At 66.5% G+C, this 15,598-nt stretch carries 13 protein-coding genes; 6 read left to right on the forward strand and 7 right to left on the reverse strand.

Going from position 1 to position 15,598, the window contains the following annotated elements; genetic code table 11:
- Positions 1-8: 8 nt before the first annotated feature.
- Genes mutL through PKB_RS25920 form a run of 4 tightly spaced genes read right to left on the reverse strand, consistent with a single transcriptional unit; the run spans position 9 to position 5,321 of the window.
- A complete protein-coding gene (mutL, locus tag PKB_RS25905) occupies positions 9-1,922 on the reverse strand; it encodes a DNA mismatch repair endonuclease MutL (RefSeq protein ID WP_043255754.1) in 1,914 nt (637 codons plus the stop codon).
- Positions 1,919-3,355 carry an N-acetylmuramoyl-L-alanine amidase AmiB gene (amiB, locus tag PKB_RS25910; RefSeq protein WP_043255756.1) on the reverse strand — a complete coding sequence of 479 codons (1,437 nt, stop codon included), beginning with the start codon at positions 3,353-3,355 and terminating at the stop codon, positions 1,919-1,921. The genes mutL and amiB overlap by 4 nt, the downstream gene beginning before the upstream one ends.
- An 8-nt stretch (positions 3,356-3,363) precedes the next feature.
- Entirely contained in the window at positions 3,364-3,792 is a 429-nt protein-coding gene (gene tsaE, locus PKB_RS25915) for a tRNA (adenosine(37)-N6)-threonylcarbamoyltransferase complex ATPase subunit type 1 TsaE (RefSeq protein ID WP_371370525.1), read from the reverse strand.
- Positions 3,793-3,818: 26 nt separating this feature from the next.
- A complete protein-coding gene (locus tag PKB_RS25920; protein WP_043255760.1) occupies positions 3,819-5,321 on the reverse strand; it encodes a bifunctional ADP-dependent NAD(P)H-hydrate dehydratase/NAD(P)H-hydrate epimerase in 1,503 nt (500 codons plus the stop codon).
- 82 nt (positions 5,322-5,403) lie between these two features.
- Here PKB_RS25920 and queG point away from each other — a divergent pair, with 82 nt between their 5' ends.
- A complete protein-coding gene (gene queG / locus PKB_RS25925; protein WP_043255763.1) occupies positions 5,404-6,471 on the forward strand; it encodes a tRNA epoxyqueuosine(34) reductase QueG in 1,068 nt (355 codons plus the stop codon).
- A gap of 74 nt (positions 6,472-6,545) precedes the next feature.
- On the opposite strand, the gene orn is transcribed toward queG, so the two are convergent.
- Positions 6,546-7,088 carry an oligoribonuclease gene (gene orn / locus PKB_RS25930; protein WP_043255764.1) on the reverse strand — a complete coding sequence of 181 codons (543 nt, stop codon included), beginning with the start codon at positions 7,086-7,088 and terminating at the stop codon, positions 6,546-6,548.
- A 90-nt stretch (positions 7,089-7,178) separates the two neighbouring features.
- Here orn and rsgA point away from each other — a divergent pair, with 90 nt between their 5' ends.
- Complete coding sequence (gene rsgA / locus PKB_RS25935; RefSeq protein WP_043255766.1) at positions 7,179-8,210, forward strand: small ribosomal subunit biogenesis GTPase RsgA; 1,032 nt, start codon at positions 7,179-7,181, stop codon at positions 8,208-8,210.
- Between the two features lie 12 nt (positions 8,211-8,222).
- Here the strand turns inward: rsgA and motB are convergent, their stop codons facing one another.
- Positions 8,223-9,278: a flagellar motor protein MotB gene (gene motB, locus PKB_RS25940; RefSeq protein WP_043255768.1), complete on the reverse strand. Its 1,056-nt coding sequence runs from the start codon at positions 9,276-9,278 to the stop codon at positions 8,223-8,225.
- Positions 9,279-9,281: 3 nt separating this feature from the next.
- A complete protein-coding gene (gene motA, locus PKB_RS25945; protein ID WP_043255770.1) occupies positions 9,282-10,133 on the reverse strand; it encodes a flagellar motor stator protein MotA in 852 nt (283 codons plus the stop codon).
- Between the two features lie 120 nt (positions 10,134-10,253).
- On the opposite strand from motA, the gene PKB_RS25950 reads away from it, so the two are divergent.
- The 4 genes from PKB_RS25950 to PKB_RS25965 all read left to right on the forward strand — a co-directional run bounded on the left by PKB_RS25950 (position 10,254) and on the right by PKB_RS25965 (position 15,573).
- The gene (locus tag PKB_RS25950; RefSeq protein ID WP_043255771.1) at positions 10,254-11,783 is read left to right on the forward strand and encodes an HDOD domain-containing protein; all 1,530 of its coding nucleotides are present in this window, start codon (positions 10,254-10,256) and stop codon (positions 11,781-11,783) included.
- Positions 11,784-11,903: 120 nt separating this feature from the next.
- Positions 11,904-12,719, forward strand: a complete 816-nt coding sequence (gene rhdA / locus PKB_RS25955; protein WP_043255773.1) for a thiosulfate sulfurtransferase — start codon at positions 11,904-11,906, stop codon at positions 12,717-12,719.
- A gap of 3 nt (positions 12,720-12,722) precedes the next feature.
- Complete coding sequence (asd, locus tag PKB_RS25960) at positions 12,723-13,592, forward strand: archaetidylserine decarboxylase (RefSeq protein ID WP_043255774.1); 870 nt, start codon at positions 12,723-12,725, stop codon at positions 13,590-13,592.
- A gap of 172 nt (positions 13,593-13,764) precedes the next feature.
- Entirely contained in the window at positions 13,765-15,573 is a 1,809-nt protein-coding gene (locus PKB_RS25965; RefSeq protein WP_043255776.1) for a hypothetical protein, read from the forward strand.
- Positions 15,574-15,598 lie beyond the last annotated feature (25 nt).

Genomic DNA, 15,598 nt, shown 5'->3' on the forward strand with positions numbered 1-15,598 from the left:
GCTTTATTTCAGCGACCGCGCAGGAAAAGCTTGTCCAGCTCATCCATGCCCAACTGCGTCCAGGTCGGACGACCGTGGTTGCACTGACCGCTGCGCTCAGTGATTTCCATGTCACGCAGCAGGGCGTTCATCTCCGGCAGCGTCAGGCGCCGGTTGGCTCGCACCGCGCCATGGCAAGCCATGGTCCCGAGCAGTTCGTTGAGATGGGCCTGGATACGGTCGCTGGTGCCGTATTCCAGCAGGTCAGACAGCACATCGCGCACCAGCTGCGTGGCTTCGGCCTGTTTGAGCAGCGCTGGAATCTGCCGAATTGCCAGGGTCTCAGGCCCGAGCCGCTGCAGCTCGAAGCCGAGCCGGGCAAACCAGTCCCCATGCTCTTCGGCGCAATCGGCCTCGCGCTCGCTGACGGCAATGGATTCCGGCACCAGCAGCGGCTGGCCGCGCAACCCTTCACTGTCCATGGCCAGCTTGAGGCGCTCGTACATGATGCGCTCGTGGGCGGCGTGCATGTCCACAAGCACCAGGCCGTGGGCGTTCTCGGCCAGGATATAGATACCCTTCAGCTGCGCCAGCGCGTAGCCCAGCGGAGGAACATCCTGGGTACTTTCCGGCAGCGCCTGAGGAGCAGTTGCCTGCGTTTCAGCGAGCGGGGCGTAGAAGGTGCGATAGGCGCCCTGAGCTTCGGCGACGGGCGGAATCTCCTGGCGAGTTGGCTGATAGCTGTAACCACCACCGCCACCAGACGAGCCTGTCGAGCCACCACCGATCCAGTTTCGAGCCGCCGCCGGCGCTTCGAGCACCTTGTCCGACAGGCTCATTTCGCCTTGCGGGCCGAACTCGCCAGCGGCCTGCCCCGTGGGGCGCTGTACGGTCAGGCTGGTGGCGCCTGGCGGTGCGAGCTGATCGTCCGGGCGCACCTCAGCAAGGGCGCGATGCAGGGTGCCGTAAAGGAAGTCATGGACCATGCGGCTGTCGCGGAAGCGCACTTCGTGCTTGGTCGGGTGCACGTTGACGTCCACCGTCGCCGGATCGACCTCGAAGAACAATACGAAGGTCGGGTGCCGGCCGTTGTACAGCACGTCGCGATACGCCTGGCGCACCGCGTGGGCGACCAGCTTGTCGCGCACCATGCGGCCGTTTACGTAGAAGTACTGCAGGTCCGGCTGGCTGCGCGAGAAGGTCGGCAGGCCTACCCAGCCCCACAGGTGCAAGCCATTGCGCTCTACCTCAATGGGCAGCGCCTGCTCGAGGAAGGCCGGGCCGCAGACAGCGCCGACTCGGCGCGCGCGGGCCAGCTCATCCTTCGCTTCATGCAAGTTGAAGATCGTCTTGCCGTTGTGGCGCAGATGGAAGGCCACATCGAAGCGCGCCAACGCCAGGCGCTTGATGACTTCCTGCAGGTGATCGAATTCGGTCTTCTCGGCGCGCAGGAACTTGCGGCGCGCCGGCGTGTTGAAGAACAGGTCGCGGACTTCGACGCTGGTGCCCACCGGATGCGCCGCCGGCTGCACGCGCGGCAACATGTCACGGCCTTCGGTCTCCACCTGCCAGGCCTGTTCGGCTTCGGCGGTGCGCGAAGTCATCGTCAGGCGCGCCACGGAGCTGATCGAGGCCAGCGCTTCGCCACGGAAGCCCAGGCTCATCACCGCTTCCAGGTCTTCCAGCTCGCGGATCTTGCTGGTGGCGTGACGCGCCAGGGCCAGAGGCAGGTCGTCAGAGGGAATTCCGCCGCCATCGTCGCGCACCCGCAGCAGCTTGATGCCGCCTTGCTCGACCTCGACATCGATGCGCCGGGCGCCGGCGTCCAGGCTGTTTTCCAGCAGCTCCTTGATGACCGATGCGGGGCGCTCGACCACCTCACCGGCAGCGATCTGGTTGGCCAGCCGCGGACTGAGCAGCTGGATACGGCGCAGCTCGGTCATTGCTGAGCCGCCAGGGCCGTTGCCGGAATATTCAGCACCTGGCCGACGCGCACGCTGTCGGTCTTCAGGCCGTTGGTGCTACGCAGGGTGGCCATGCTCACGTCATAGCGAGCAGCGATCATCGACAGGCTTTCGCCAGAACGCACCACGTGCTGGCGCGGCCCCGTACTGACGGCGCCCGCATCACGCAGCGATGCGATGTAAGTGCCCGGCGGCGGGGTCTGCACGAAGTATTGGCGGACACCGGCGGCGATGGAGCGCGCCAGGGCCTGCTGGTGTGCGGAGCTGTTGAGCTTCTGCGACTCGCCCGGGTTGGAGATGAAGCCGGTTTCGACCAGGATCGACGGGATATCCGGCGACTTCAGCACCATGAATCCGGCCTGCTCCACGCGATTCTTGTGCAGCGAGGTGACCCGACCGACGCTGGTCAGGACCTTATGCCCGACGTCCAGGCTGGAGGACATGGTCGCGGTCATCGACAGATCGAGCAGCACGCCGGCGAGCATGTGGTCCTTGTCGTCCAGGCTGACGCTTCCGTCACCACCGATCAGGTCGGAACGGTTTTCGCTGTCGGCCAGCCAACGCGCGGTTTCCGAGGTGGCGCCACGATCCGAGAGAGCAAATACCGAAGCACCGAAGGCACTGCTGCTGGGCGCGGCGTCGGCGTGAATGGAGACGAACAGGTCAGCGCCTTTCTTGCGCGCAATCGCAGTACGTCCACGCAGCGGGATGAAGTAGTCGCCGGTCCGCGTCAGTTCGGCGCGGAAGCCCTTCATCTGGTTGATCTGGCGCTGCAGCTCACGGGCGATGGAGAGGGTGATGTTCTTCTCGTGCAAGCCGCTCGGGCCGGAGGCGCCCGGGTCTTCGCCACCGTGTCCGGCGTCGATCGCAACGACGATGTCGCGCTTGCCACCGGACGGCACCGGCGCCTTGGCCACCGGCTGGGTCGGGGTCACGGGCGCAGCGGGCTGATCCGGGGTTGGCGTGGCCGGCACATCCGGCGTGATGTCCGCGCCCTGGTCGTAGAGGTCGACGACCAGGCGATTGCCGTACTGCTGGTTCGGCGGCAGCACGAAGCTTTTCGGCGTTACCTGAGCGGACAGGTCCAGCACCAGGCGCAGGTCGCTCGGCGAGCGTTGCGCGGTGCGCACCGAAGTAATCGGGGTGTTCTTCAGCTTGAGCGGATTGAGCGCACCGTTCAGGTGGGCGCCTGTGAGGTCGATGACGATGCGATTCGGCGCGCTGAGAGTGAACAGGCTGTGCTGTACCGGGCCCGACAGATCGAACACCAGGCGGGTGTTATCCGGGGCGCGCCACAAGCGCACGCTCTTGACCTGTGTGATTTGCGCGGCGGCAAGAACCTCGCCAGCACTAAACGCCAGCAGGACGAAAAGCCCGGCCAACAGCGCCCGCAGGCGCAACCCCCAACCCATGTTTTTTCTCATGCTCCGTTAGCCAGGACAGCGCACCATGCTTCGCCCCGCACCCCGTGCGGTTCGAGGCGCAGCACGCGGCCGCCCGCTTGCGGTGTAATGGTAATGTCCAGGTCTGCCTTTGGCAAAACGCCCGTACCGCGCTCGGCCCACTCGATCAGGCAAAGCGCGCCGCCCTCGAAGTAGTCGCGAATGCCGAGATATTCCAGTTCCTCGGGATCGGCCAGGCGGTAAAGATCGAAATGGTATGCGCGCTTCTCACCTATTTCATAGGGCTCGACCAGCGTAAAGGTAGGGCTTTTCACCGCACCGGAATGGCCAAGGCCGCGCAGGATGCCACGCGACAGCGTGGTCTTGCCCGCCCCCAGGTCACCATGCAGGTATATGACCCCCTCCCCCGCACTCACCTGGGCGATGCGAGCCCCCAGTTCGTACATGGCTTCCTCGCCATCGGCGAACAACTTCAGTTCAGGCACGGACTGATCTCCTCGAGCAACTGACGAACGGCAGACGACAAATCACTGGCCGCCAGGCCTCTCCCCTCGGCTCCCAAAGTTTCCCCAGCACGAGCGTGCAACCAGACGGCCAGGCAGGCGGCGTCGAAAGCGTCCATCCCTTGCGCCAGCAGCGCCCCAACGATGCCGGAAAGCACATCGCCCAACCCGGCGCCCGCCATTGCCGGATGGCCATGGGAGCACAGTGCCAAACGCCCATCGGGCGCAGCCACCAGACTGCCAACGCCCTTGAGCACGGCGACGGCGTTGTAGCGACGGGACAGTTCACGCGCAGCAGCAGGTCGATCGGCCTGCACCTGCGCAGTGGAGCAGCCGAGCAAACGTGCCGCCTCGGCGGGATGCGGGGTGATCAGCAGCGCTCCAGATGGCCGCCTTACTTGCCCTTCGGCCAGCAGGTTGAGCGCATCGGCGTCCCAGACCTGGGGCAATGCGAGACTTGCCGCCGCGCTCAGCAGGCAGCGCCCCCAAGCGTTGCGGCCGATACCAGGGCCAACCACCAGTACGCTGGCACGCTCGGCGGCGCGCAGCACTTCGGCGGAGGAAGACACGCCATGCGTCATCAACTCCGGGCGCCGGGCCAGCGCAGCCGGCACATGCTCCCGTCGAGTGACGAGGGAAACCAGGCCAGCACCGCAGCGCAGGGCCGACTCACCAGCGAGCAGCGCTGCGCCGCCCATGCCGTGTTCACCACCGAGCACCAGCACGTGGCCGAACAGCCCCTTGTGTGCGGCCTTGGCGCGCGGCGCCAGCTTCGCCAGGGAAACAGGCGCTAGCCGCGTGGCTTGAGAACTTGCGGGGAGCTGCTGCGGATCCGCATCAAGATCGTCGAAAATCAACTGACCGCAGTGGTCCGCTCCATCAGCAGTGAACAGGCCGAGCTTGAGGCCGATGAATGTCACCGTCAGGTCCGCACGCACCGCCACACCCAGCACCTGGCCGGTGTCGGCGCTTAGGCCGGAAGGGATGTCCACCGCCAGCACCGGCAGGCCGCTGTCATTGATGCGCCGGATCGCCTCGGCGTAGGGCGCGCGCACCTCGCCACCGAGACCGGTGCCGAGTAGCGCGTCGACCAGCACGCCATGCAATTCGGCATGCTCGTGCCAGGGCAGGATAGGTACGCCGGCGGCGAGCGCTTCCGCGTGAGCCAACGCAGCATCGCCGCCCAGGCGCGCCGGATCGCCAACTGCAAGTACGCGCACGTTCCAGCCAGCACGCTGTGCCAGCGCGGCGATCAGGTAACCGTCGCCGGCATTGTTGCCATGCCCGGCGAGCACGGTCGCCCGCGCGGCATCCGGCCAGCGTCGGCGCAGGGCACGCCAGGCGGCGTGGGCGGCACGCTGCATGAGTTCGAAGCCGGGCGTGCCGGCTGCGATCAGGCGCGCGTCCAGGTCGCGCACCTGCTGGGCGCTGTAAAGCGCGGTCGGCAGATTGTCGTGAGGGTGCGAGTTCATCGGGTATCCGCGGAGGATCGGGCGCCGGTCGGCGAGGTCTGGCAGAATTATACGCACCCCGTTCCCGCTTTCCCGCCCCCGCATGCACGATTCCAATCCTGACTACAGCGCCATTGCCGAACGCATCAAGGCCTGGGGCCGCGAGCTCGGCTTCCAGCAGGTGGGCATCAGCGGCCTGGACCTGGAAAGCCACGGCGAGCACCTGCAGCGCTGGCTGGCGGCCGGCTACCACGGCGAGATGGACTACATGGGCGCCCACGGCAGCAAGCGCTGGCGACCGGAAGAGCTGGTGCCCGGCACCCTGCGGGTGATCTCCCTGCGCATGGATTACCTGCCCGGCGACACGCAGATGGCGAAGGTTCTCGGCGAACCGCAGAAAGCCTACGTCTCCCGCTACGCCCTTGGTCGCGATTACCACAAGCTGATCCGCAAGCGCCTGCAGCAACTGGCCGAGCGCATCCAGCAGGAAGTTGGAACCTTCGGCTACCGCGCATTCGTCGACAGCGCCCCGGTGCTCGAGAAAGCCGTCGGCGAACAGGCTGGCCTTGGCTGGATCGGCAAGAACACCCTTCTGCTAAACCGCAAGGCCGGCAGCTATTTCTTCCTCGGCGAGCTCTTCACCGATCTCCCCCTGCCGGTGGACGAAGCCCACGGCACAGAGCATTGCGGACGCTGCACAGCCTGCCTGGATATCTGCCCGACCAACGCCTTCATCGGCCCGTACGTGCTGGACGCGCGGCGCTGCATCTCCTACCTGACCATCGAGCTCAAGGGCCCAATCCCGGAAGACCTGCGCGCCGGCATGGGCAACCGGGTGTTCGGCTGCGACGACTGCCAGATGGTCTGCCCGTGGAACCGCTTCGCTCGCCCCACCGAACAGGGCGACTTCCAGCCGCGCCATGGACTGGATAACGCCGAGCTGGCTGAACTTTTCCTGTGGAGCGAGGAGGAATTCCTCTCCCGTACCGAAGGCTCGCCGCTACGCCGCGCCGGCTACGAGCGCTGGCTGCGCAATCTGGCGGTTGGGCTGGGGAACGCGCCGTCGAGCATTCCGGTGATCGAGGCATTGAAAGCGCGCCGCGAATACCCGTCCGAACTGGTGCGCGAGCATGTCGAGTGGGCGCTTCGCCGACATGGAGTGGATCTGTAGATGCGACCTTGCTCACGAACGGCACCGCGATGTGGCAGTTCGCGAGCAAGCTCGCTCCTACGAATGACAGCGGTTCAGACCTTGATGAAGGTCTCGCGGTAGTAGCGCAGCTCGGCGATGGACTCGCGAATGTCGTCCAGCGCCAGGTGGGTGTTGCCCTTCTTGAAGCCGTCACGCAGCTGCGGTGCCCAGCGCGCGGCCAGTTCCTTGAGCGTGGAGACGTCGAGGTTGCGGTAGTGGAAGTAGGCTTCCAGCTTCGGCATGTGGCGGTAGAGGAAGCGGCGATCCTGGCAGATGCTGTTGCCGCAGATCGGCGAGGAGCGCTTGGGCACCCACTTCTCCAGGAACGCCAGGGTCTGCGCTTCGGCTTCGGCGGCGCTGATGGTGCTTTCGCGCACGCGCTGGGTCAGGCCCGACTGGCCATGCTGGCGAGTGTTCCACTCGTCCATGCCGGCGAGGACTTCCTCGCTCTGGTGGACGGCGATCACCGGACCTTCCTCGAGGATGTTGAGGTCGCTGTCGGTGACGATGGTGGCCATTTCGATGATCACGTCCCGGTCCGGGTCAAGGCCGGTCATCTCCAGGTCGATCCAGATCAGGTTCTGTGCGTTCTGCATGGTGCGGCTCCTTGGCTCAAGCCCCCTAGTTTAGCGGGAAGCGCTCGGACGCATGCTAAACTCGCCGGCGATTTTTCCCGTGGACTCAATATGGCCAAGCGTCATCTCACCCGCCGGCAGAGCTGGCGCATCGAAAAGATCCAGGAAGAGCGCGCCGCACGTGCCGCCAAGCGCGAGTCGCGCGCCATCGAGGAGCTCGAAGGTGGCGACCTCGGCCCGGAGCAGAACGGTCTGGTGATCGCCCACTTCGGTGTCCAGGTGGAAGTCGAGGCACTGGAAGGCGAGCATGCCGGCGAAGTGCTGCGCTGCCACCTGCGCGCCAACCTGCCGACACTGGTGACCGGCGACCGCGTGGTCTGGCGCCCGGGCAACCAGGGCATCGGCGTGATCGTTGCGCAGCTGCCGCGTACTTCCGAGCTGTGCCGCCCGGACATGCGCGGCGTGCTCAAGCCGGTGGCTTCCAATGTCGATCGCATCGTCATTGTCTTCGCCCCGCGCCCCGAGCCCCACGCCAACCTGATCGACCGCTACCTGGTGGCGGCCGAGCATGCCGGCATCAAGCCGCTGCTGCTGCTGAACAAGGCCGACCTGATCGACGAGCAGAACGCCGAACAGATCGACTCGCTGCTTAGCATCTATCGCGACCTGGGCTATCCGCTGCTGGAAGTATCGGCATTCAACGGCTTGGCGATGGACGCCCTGCGCGCCGCGCTGAATGAGCACGTCAGCGTGTTCGTCGGGCAATCCGGGGTGGGCAAGTCGTCGCTGGTCAACGCGCTGCTGCCGGGCGTCGACACGCGGGTCGGCGACCTTTCGGAGGTCACCGGCAAGGGGACCCACACCACCACCACGGCGCGGCTGTTCCACTTCCCCGCGGGTGGCGACCTGATCGACTCGCCCGGTATCCGCGAATTCGGCCTGGTTCACGTGAGCCGGGACGACGTCGAGGCGGGCTTCATCGAGTTCCACGACCTGCTCGGGCATTGCCGCTTCCGCGACTGCAAGCATGATCGCGAGCCGGGTTGTGCGCTGCTCAAGGCGCTGGAGGAAGGTCGGATCAGCGAACAGCGCATGGCCAGCTACCGGCACATCCTGGCCAGCCTGCCGACCGAGGAATACTGAGGTCGGCCCGGCTTACTGCTTCTTCAGCTCTTCGAGCTTGAGCTTGCCGCCGCCGTCGAACAGGTTGAGCTTTTCCTGCAGCTGCTGATCCGGCAGCGGTTCCGCTGCAGCCCCGGGCTGAGCCGGCGCCGCTGGCGTTGTTGGCGTTGCTGAGGGCGCGGCATTCGGCGCCGAACCTTCCGGCGCCTGCTGATCGCCGCCGCCCTGGCCTTCGATGGCGCGTTGCGCCCGCTTGGTCAGGACGATGATGTCGATGCGCCGGTTGACCGGGTTGAGCGGGTCCTTGCGATCGTACAGCTGCGAAGACGCGTAGCCGACCACCCGGGCGATCTGTCCATCCGGATAACCGCCGGCAACCAGCGCGCGACGCGCCGCGTTGGCGCGGTTGGCCGACAGCTCCCAGTTGCCGAACTCGTCGCCGGCGTAGGGCTTGGCGTCGGTGTGGCCGCTGACGCTGATCTTGTTCGGCACCTGCTTGATGGTCTCGGCCATGGCCAGCAGGATGTCTTCGAAATACGGCTGCAGACGCGCGCTGCCGAGATCGAACATCGGCCGGTTGGCGGCGTCGACGATCTGGATGCGCAGGCCGTCGCGGGTGATCTGGAACAGGATCTGGTCCTTGAACGGCTTCAGCTCAGGATTCGCATCGACCTTGTCCTGCAACTCCTTGAGCAACAGTTCCAGGCGCTCCTGCTCGATCTGCTCGGCCTGGCGCTCGGCGTCGGCAGGGTTGATCTCCTTTTCCGCCTGCGGGCTGATGCGCGTCTCGTCCGCTTCCGGCTGCGCCTGGATCTGCGGATTGAGGGTCTTGTCCGGCGCTGGTGTCGGCGTACCGCCCAGGTCGATCACGTATGGGCTGGCGCTCTCGGTGAAGCCGATCGGGTCCTGGAAGTAGCCAGAAATCGCCTTCTTCTGCTCGGGGGTCGCCGAGGACAGCAGCCAAAGCACCAGGAAGAACGCCATCATCGCCGTGGCGAAGTCGGCGAAGGCGATCTTCCAGCCGCCGCCGTGGTGGCCGGCGGCGTAGCGCTTGATGCGCTTGACGATGATCGGCTGGTTGTTATCCATTCCTTAGCGCCCGCGCACGGCCTGTTCCAGTTCAGAGAAGCTCGGACGGTGCGCCGGCAGCAGCACCTTGCGGCCGAATTCCACGGCCAGCGACGGCGGCATGCCGGAAGCCGAAGCCACCAGGCAGGCCTTGATCGATTCGTAGAGGTTCAGTTCTTCCTTGGCGTCGTGCTCGAGGGCATTGGCCAGCGGGCCGACGAAGCCGTAGGCGGCGAGAATACCGAGGAAGGTCCCCACCAGCGCGGCGGCGACGTGGTGGCCGATCTCCGCCTGGCTGCCCTGACCGAGCAGGGCCATGGTGATCACGATGCCGAGTACCGCGGCGACGATACCGAAGCCCGGCAGGCCGTCGGCAACGCGGGTCACCGCATGGGAGGGGTGCTCGAGTTCTTCCTTCAGGCTGCCCAGTTCCATGTCGAACAGGCCTTCCAGCTCGTGCGGCGCCATGTTGCCGGAGGACATGATGCGCAGGTAGTCGCAGACGTAGGCCGTCATGCGGTCGTCCTTCAGGACGGCCGGGTACTTGCTGAAGATCGGGCTGGCGGCGGGCTCTTCGAGGTCGGCCTCGATGGCCATCATGCCCTCGCGGCGGCTCTTGTTGAGGATCTCGTAGAGCATCCCCAGCACCTCCAGGTAGAAGGTGTGGGTGAAGCGGTTGCTGAACATCTTCGGCGCCTTCTTCAGCACCGTCATGAAGGTGCTGCCCGGGTTCGCCTGCAGGAATGCACCCAGCGCCGCGCCCCCGATGATCAGCAACTCGAAGGGCTGCACGATGGCCATGATCTTGCCGCCGGAAAGCAGGTACCCGCCGAGGACGCTGCCCAGAAGAACGAAGATGCCGATGATTTTTGCCATGGGTGACCGACTGGAACAGTGAACGGGACGAAGGCGCTCTCGCACGCCTCGCTGTTGTTATCGGAAAATCCGCGCAAGACTATAGGCTGACAACACTAAAAACCAGTTTGGCGCCTCCGCATGTCCTTGCAGACTCCCGATCCAGCCGTCCTCGATACCTGGCTCAAGCAACTGGAAGAGTTGCCGCTCCCGGTTCCCGCCGAGCAGCACGAACGCATTCGCCGGGCGCTGGGCGACAACCGCCGCTCGCTGCGCGATATCGCCGATCTGCTGCAGGACTGTCCGACCCTCGCGCTGGCCATCCTGCGCGAGGCCAACCGCGCCCGCATGGCCCAGGACAATCCGGCCGAAAGCCTGGAAGTCGCCCTCAGCCGCCTCGGCCTGACCCGCGCCCTGGGACTGCTGGAGCGCCTACCGCAGGTGCCTCGGGCGCAGATGCCGCCGGTTCTCGGGCAATTGCTGGTGATCAGCCGCCACGCCATGCAGCAGGCTGCCGGCCTGTTCGCCGTGCGCCTGGCTCGGCTCTGGCAGGAAATCCACTGGGGCAGCCTGTTCATCCTCTCTCCGCTGTGGGCACTGGGCGTCGCGCGCCCGGACCTGGTCGAGCAGTGGCAGCAACAGGTGCTCGTCGAAGGGCGGCCGACCGCCGAAGTGGAGCAGGAGCTGCTGGGCATGCGCCTGCTGCCGCTGTGCCGCGCACTGGCCGAACGCTGGCGCCTGCCGGACTGGATCGTCCAGGGCCTGCGCCTGCTCGGCGAGGACCATGAGCTGCTGGCCCGCGCCCTGCACCTGGCGCATGCCGAAAGCACGCCGCTGGCCCAGCAACAGCGCCTGGATGCCGACCCGGAACTGTCGCGCTGGCTGACCCGCCCAGCCAATACCATTCTCCTCGCCAACAGCCTGGCCATGGCCGCCCACCAGTCCTGGGGCGATGCGCACATGCAACGCTGGGAGCGCCTGACCGCCCTCTACCTGCAGATCCCCCTGGAAGACCTGCAGCAGCAGGTCCACGCACTCGCCGCCCAAAGCGCCCGACGCGACGCCGACCCACGCTTCTGGCATCCGGCCCAGGCCCTGCTATGGCCCTGGGACAGCCAGCGCTGGCGGGTCCACAAACCAGCACCTGCGCAGATCGCGGCGCGCCCTGGCAATGCCGAGCAGTGGAAACGCCTGTGCGCCGAACTGCTGCGCGCGCCATCGCCCTTCGGCAACCTGCTGCAACTGCTCGACACCGCCGCCGAGGCCATCAGCCTATGCGGCTTCGACCGCGGTGCCCTGCTGCTCGCCGATCGCCAGCAATCCGTCCTGCAGGCACGGCGCAGTTTCGGCCTAGCCCCAGCGGTCGAGAACCTGCAACTGCAGACAACCAGCAGCCAGCTGCTGCGCAAGCTGCTGGAGCGCCCAGCGCGCCTGCAATTGACGCCGACCAACATGGCCGACTACTCGGCCGTGCTGCCCGGCAAACTGAAGGAAGCGCTGCCCAGCGAACACCTGCTGCTGCGCTCGCTCGGCAGCCCTCAGCGCGTGCTGATGCTGGTGATTGCCGATCGCCAGGGCCAGCCCATCGGCGACACCCAGGCCCAGGCCTTCGACAAGACCTGCCAGTGCATCGAGCGCAGCCTCCAGCAGTTCATAGGCAATCGCGGCTGATGCGCCCAAGCACGGGAAAACCGCCCGCGCCACGCGCTTTCCGTTAAACTGCGGCGTTCCGCCGGCCGCAGCGGGCCCCTGCCCCGCCGCGACCGGCCAGCCCATTACGGAGACGCCGAGATGTCCGCCTTTTCCGCCCTGCCCCTGGTGATCGAGCCGGCCGAACTGGCTGCCCGCCTGAACGCCCCCGAGCTCATCCTGGTCGACCTGACCAGCCCGGCACGCTATGCCGAAGGCCACCTGCCCGGCGCGCGCTTCGTCGATCCCAAGCGCACCCAGTGGGGCCAGCCGCCGGCGCCCGGCCTGCTGCCGGCGAAAACCGATCTCGAGGCACTGTTCGGCGAACTGGGGCACAACCCCGATGCCGTCTACGTGGTCTACGACGACGAAGGCGGCGGCTGGGCCGGCCGCTTCATCTGGCTGCTCGACGTCATCGGCCACTCGGCCTACCACTACCTCGACGGCGGCCTGCACGCCTGGCTGGCCGATGGCCGCGAACTGAGCCGGGACATCCCCGCGCCCGTCGGCGGCCCGCTGCCGCTGACCCTGCACGACGAACCCACCGCCACCCGCGAATACATCCAGAGCCGCATCGGCGCCGCCGACCTGGCCATCTGGGACGCGCGCAACCCCAGTGAATACAGCGGCCAGAAAGTCCTGGCGGCCAAGGGCGGGCACATCCCCGGCGCGGTCAACTTCGAGTGGACCGCCGGCATGGACCCGGCCCGCGCCCTGCGCATCCGCACTGACATGCAAGAGATCCTGACGAGCCTGGGCATCACCCCGGACAAGGAAGTGATCACTCACTGCCAGACCCACCACCGTTCCGGCTTCACCTACCTGGTGGCCAAGGCCCTCGGCTATCCGCGGGTCAAGGGCTATGCCGGGTCCTGGTCGGAATGGGGCAACCACCCCGACACCCCTGTAGAGGTTTGAGGAATGTCGTTCAAAGACCGTTTGTTCATCCTGGCCCAGTACCTGCTGCCGCATCACCTGCTGTCGCGCCTGATCGGCTGCGCCGCCGAGTGCCGCGCGGCCTGGTTCAAGGACCGCCTGATTCCCTGGTTCGCTCGCCGTTACCAGGTCGACATGCGCGAAGCGCAAGTCGAAGACCTGCGTGCCTACGAGCACTTCAATGCGTTCTTCACCCGCGCCCTGAAAGACGGCGCGCGGCCGCTGGATGAAACCCCGGCCGGCGTGCTCTGCCCGGCCGACGGCGCGATCAGCCAGCTCGGCCCGATCGAACACGGCCGCGTCTTCCAGGCCAAGGGCCACAGCTTCAGCCTGACCGAACTGCTGGGCGGCGACGCCGAGCGCGCCGCGCCCTTCATGGGCGGCGAGTTCGCCACCGTCTACCTGTCGCCGAAGGACTACCACCGCGTGCACATGCCGCTGGCCGGCACCCTGCGCGAGATGGTCTACGTGCCCGGCCGGCTGTTCTCGGTGAACCAGCTGACCGCCGAGCAGGTACCCGAGCTTTTTGCTCGAAACGAGCGCGTCGTCTGCCTGTTCGATACCGAACGTGGTCCAATGGCCGTGGTGCTGGTCGGTGCCATGATCGTCGCCTCGATCGAAACCGTCTGGGCCGGCCTGGTCACGCCGCCGAAGCGCGAGCTGAAGGCCTTCGCCTACGACGAAGCGGCACGCGCGCCCATCCACCTGGAGAAAGGCGCCGAGCTGGGCCGCTTCAAGCTCGGCTCCACCGCCATCGTCCTGTTCGGACCGGAGCAGGTAGGCTGGGCTGAACAACTGGCCGCCGGCAGCCCGGTGCGCATGGGCCAACTGCTGGGCAAGGCCCGCCAGGTCTGATTGCAGTGCGGGGCGCATGGCGAATTGCCGGCGCCCCGAGGACCGCGCGGCACCATTCCCTGGGTGGGCTGTCACGAAAGATGGATACTGCTAGAGTTTCGGAAAAACCCGGCACCGAACCCAGCCGACCGGTCAGCCACAAGGCACAGATCGTGGAGCAACTCATCTGACCATGGACAATCCGAGTCCTTATCAATTGCTGCGCGTCCCTACCCCGACGCACGAGAGCCTGAGTTTCTGCAACGCCAATCCGCGTGACTTGAAGGACTGGCTCGACCACCTGCCCAAGGCCAACCTCGGGGAGACCGCGCGCCAGCTCTACCAGGGGCTGATCGAGCTGAACCAGCTCAAGCTCCCGGTGGAGGCGCGCCTGCAGCTGCTGGAGCTGTTCCGCCCGGAAGTGCACTCGGTCTGTCAGCACCTGGAGCGCCACTTCCTCAATCAGTCCATCGTCCTCGACGAGCGCCCGCGCAAGGTCGCCAACCTCTGCCAGGCCCTGCAGAACCACCTGGCGATCGGCTACAAGCTGGCGGTCGTCCGGGAAGCCCCGCGCTTCAGCCGCGAGCGCGCACAGATCCTGGTGCTGGCCCTGCAACGCGCGATCCGCAGCCTGTGCGGCCCGCTGGTGCGTGCCTCGCAACTCTACTGCCCGGTTCCGGAAAGCCTCTGGCTGGAACTCCACCAGCTTTACCAGCTGGCCCGCCAACACAGCGTCCAGGGCCTCGCGGTACGCGACGACCTGGTCCGCAACGGCAAGTCCATGAGCATCGAGCGCGCCTACCTGGTCGCCCTGCTGCTGGGCTGCGCGCGCTGCAACCAGATGCGCCAGAACAGCATCGCGCGCCTGGCCGAAGCCCTCGAATCCTGGAGCGAACAGGTCAAGCTGCAGCCAGCCAGCACGCCGGCCAGCCTGTTCGTGATTGCCCCGCAGGTAGACGGCCCGCCGCGCTACCGCTCGCTGTTCAAGGAAAGCGACCTGGCCGGCGCGTTGGGCATGGACCCACAGCAGCTGGTCGCATCGCTCAAGGAATACCTGCAGGCCACGCCCGAACAACGCCCTCAACTGCCGCTAAAAGTCATCGACGGCGTCAGCATCGACATGCTCCAGCACCTGGCGAGCGCCTGGGGCGACATCGCCGAGCGCACCTTCCAACGCACCCTGGGCCAGGGCCAGCTGACCCTGTGCATCGGCATGAGCGCGCTGCACTACTTCCTCGCCGGGCGCCAATCCTTCGCCGAGCTGCTCAAGCTGCCGGCACAGGAAGCGCCGACCTTCAAGCGCGAGATCAAGGACGCCTGGGCCAGCGCCTTCGACGCGCAGAAGATCAAGGACTGGGAGCCCGGCGCACCGCTCGAGGAAATCGAATACAAGCCGCTCAAGCCAGGCGAGGGCGACCGCACGGTTACGCCCGACGAAACGCTGTGCGACGAGTACCCGGTATTCACCTTGCCCATCGTCAACCACAGCCCCGGCGGCTACTGCCTGACCTGGCCGAAGGAAATCCCCAGCCAGCTGCAAGCCGGCGAGCTCCTCGGCATCCAGGACGCTCCCGAGCAAGGCTGGAGCATCGCTGTCGTGCGCTGGATTCGCCAAGTCCGTGGCGGCGGCACGCAGATGGGCATCGAGCTGATCGCCCCGCTCGCACAGCCCTGCGGCCTGCAACTGCTGCGCAAGACCGAGCAAGGTAGCCAATACCTGCGCGCCCTGCTGTTGCCGGAAATCGCCGCGATCTCGCGGCCGGCCACCGTGATCACGCCGCGCCTGCCCTTCCAGGAAGGCAGCCGCGTGCAGATCAACCAGCATGGCGACGAGCGTCGCGCGACCCTGGTCCGCAAGCTCACCGCGACCGCCAGTTTCAGCCAGTTCGAGTACCGCATCCAGGAGCTTGCCAAGGATGCTGGCGATAAGCCTGTCACAGCCTCGAGCAGCAAGGTGGCGCCGGGGGAGGAAGACTTTGACTCGCTCTGGAAGTCTCTGTAGATTCGCCCGGACTCCATTCGTCGCC

It is taken from the genome of Pseudomonas knackmussii B13 (assembly GCF_000689415.1).
Classification (GTDB): domain Bacteria; phylum Pseudomonadota; class Gammaproteobacteria; order Pseudomonadales; family Pseudomonadaceae; genus Pseudomonas; species Pseudomonas knackmussii.

What these genes read in the sequence shown, in the direction of transcription:
- mutL (WP_043255754.1), bottom strand. Translation starts at nt 1,922, where the DNA reads ATGACCGAGCTGCGCCGTATCCAGCTGCTCAGTCCGCGGCTGGCCAAC.
- amiB (WP_043255756.1), bottom strand. Translation starts at nt 3,355, where the DNA reads ATGGGTTGGGGGTTGCGCCTGCGGGCGCTGTTGGCCGGGCTTTTCGTC.
- tsaE (WP_371370525.1), bottom strand. Translation starts at nt 3,792, where the DNA reads ATGTACGAACTGGGGGCTCGCATCGCCCAGGTGAGTGCGGGGGAGGGG.
- PKB_RS25920 (WP_043255760.1), bottom strand. Translation starts at nt 5,321, where the DNA reads ATGAACTCGCACCCTCACGACAATCTGCCGACCGCGCTTTACAGCGCC.
- queG (WP_043255763.1), top strand. Translation starts at nt 5,404, where the DNA reads ATGCACGATTCCAATCCTGACTACAGCGCCATTGCCGAACGCATCAAG.
- orn (WP_043255764.1), bottom strand. Translation starts at nt 7,088, where the DNA reads ATGCAGAACGCACAGAACCTGATCTGGATCGACCTGGAGATGACCGGC.
- rsgA (WP_043255766.1), top strand. Translation starts at nt 7,179, where the DNA reads ATGGCCAAGCGTCATCTCACCCGCCGGCAGAGCTGGCGCATCGAAAAG.
- motB (WP_043255768.1), bottom strand. Translation starts at nt 9,278, where the DNA reads ATGGATAACAACCAGCCGATCATCGTCAAGCGCATCAAGCGCTACGCC.
- motA (WP_043255770.1), bottom strand. Translation starts at nt 10,133, where the DNA reads ATGGCAAAAATCATCGGCATCTTCGTTCTTCTGGGCAGCGTCCTCGGC.
- PKB_RS25950 (WP_043255771.1), top strand. Translation starts at nt 10,254, where the DNA reads ATGTCCTTGCAGACTCCCGATCCAGCCGTCCTCGATACCTGGCTCAAG.
- rhdA (WP_043255773.1), top strand. Translation starts at nt 11,904, where the DNA reads ATGTCCGCCTTTTCCGCCCTGCCCCTGGTGATCGAGCCGGCCGAACTG.
- asd (WP_043255774.1), top strand. Translation starts at nt 12,723, where the DNA reads ATGTCGTTCAAAGACCGTTTGTTCATCCTGGCCCAGTACCTGCTGCCG.
- PKB_RS25965 (WP_043255776.1), top strand. Translation starts at nt 13,765, where the DNA reads ATGGACAATCCGAGTCCTTATCAATTGCTGCGCGTCCCTACCCCGACG.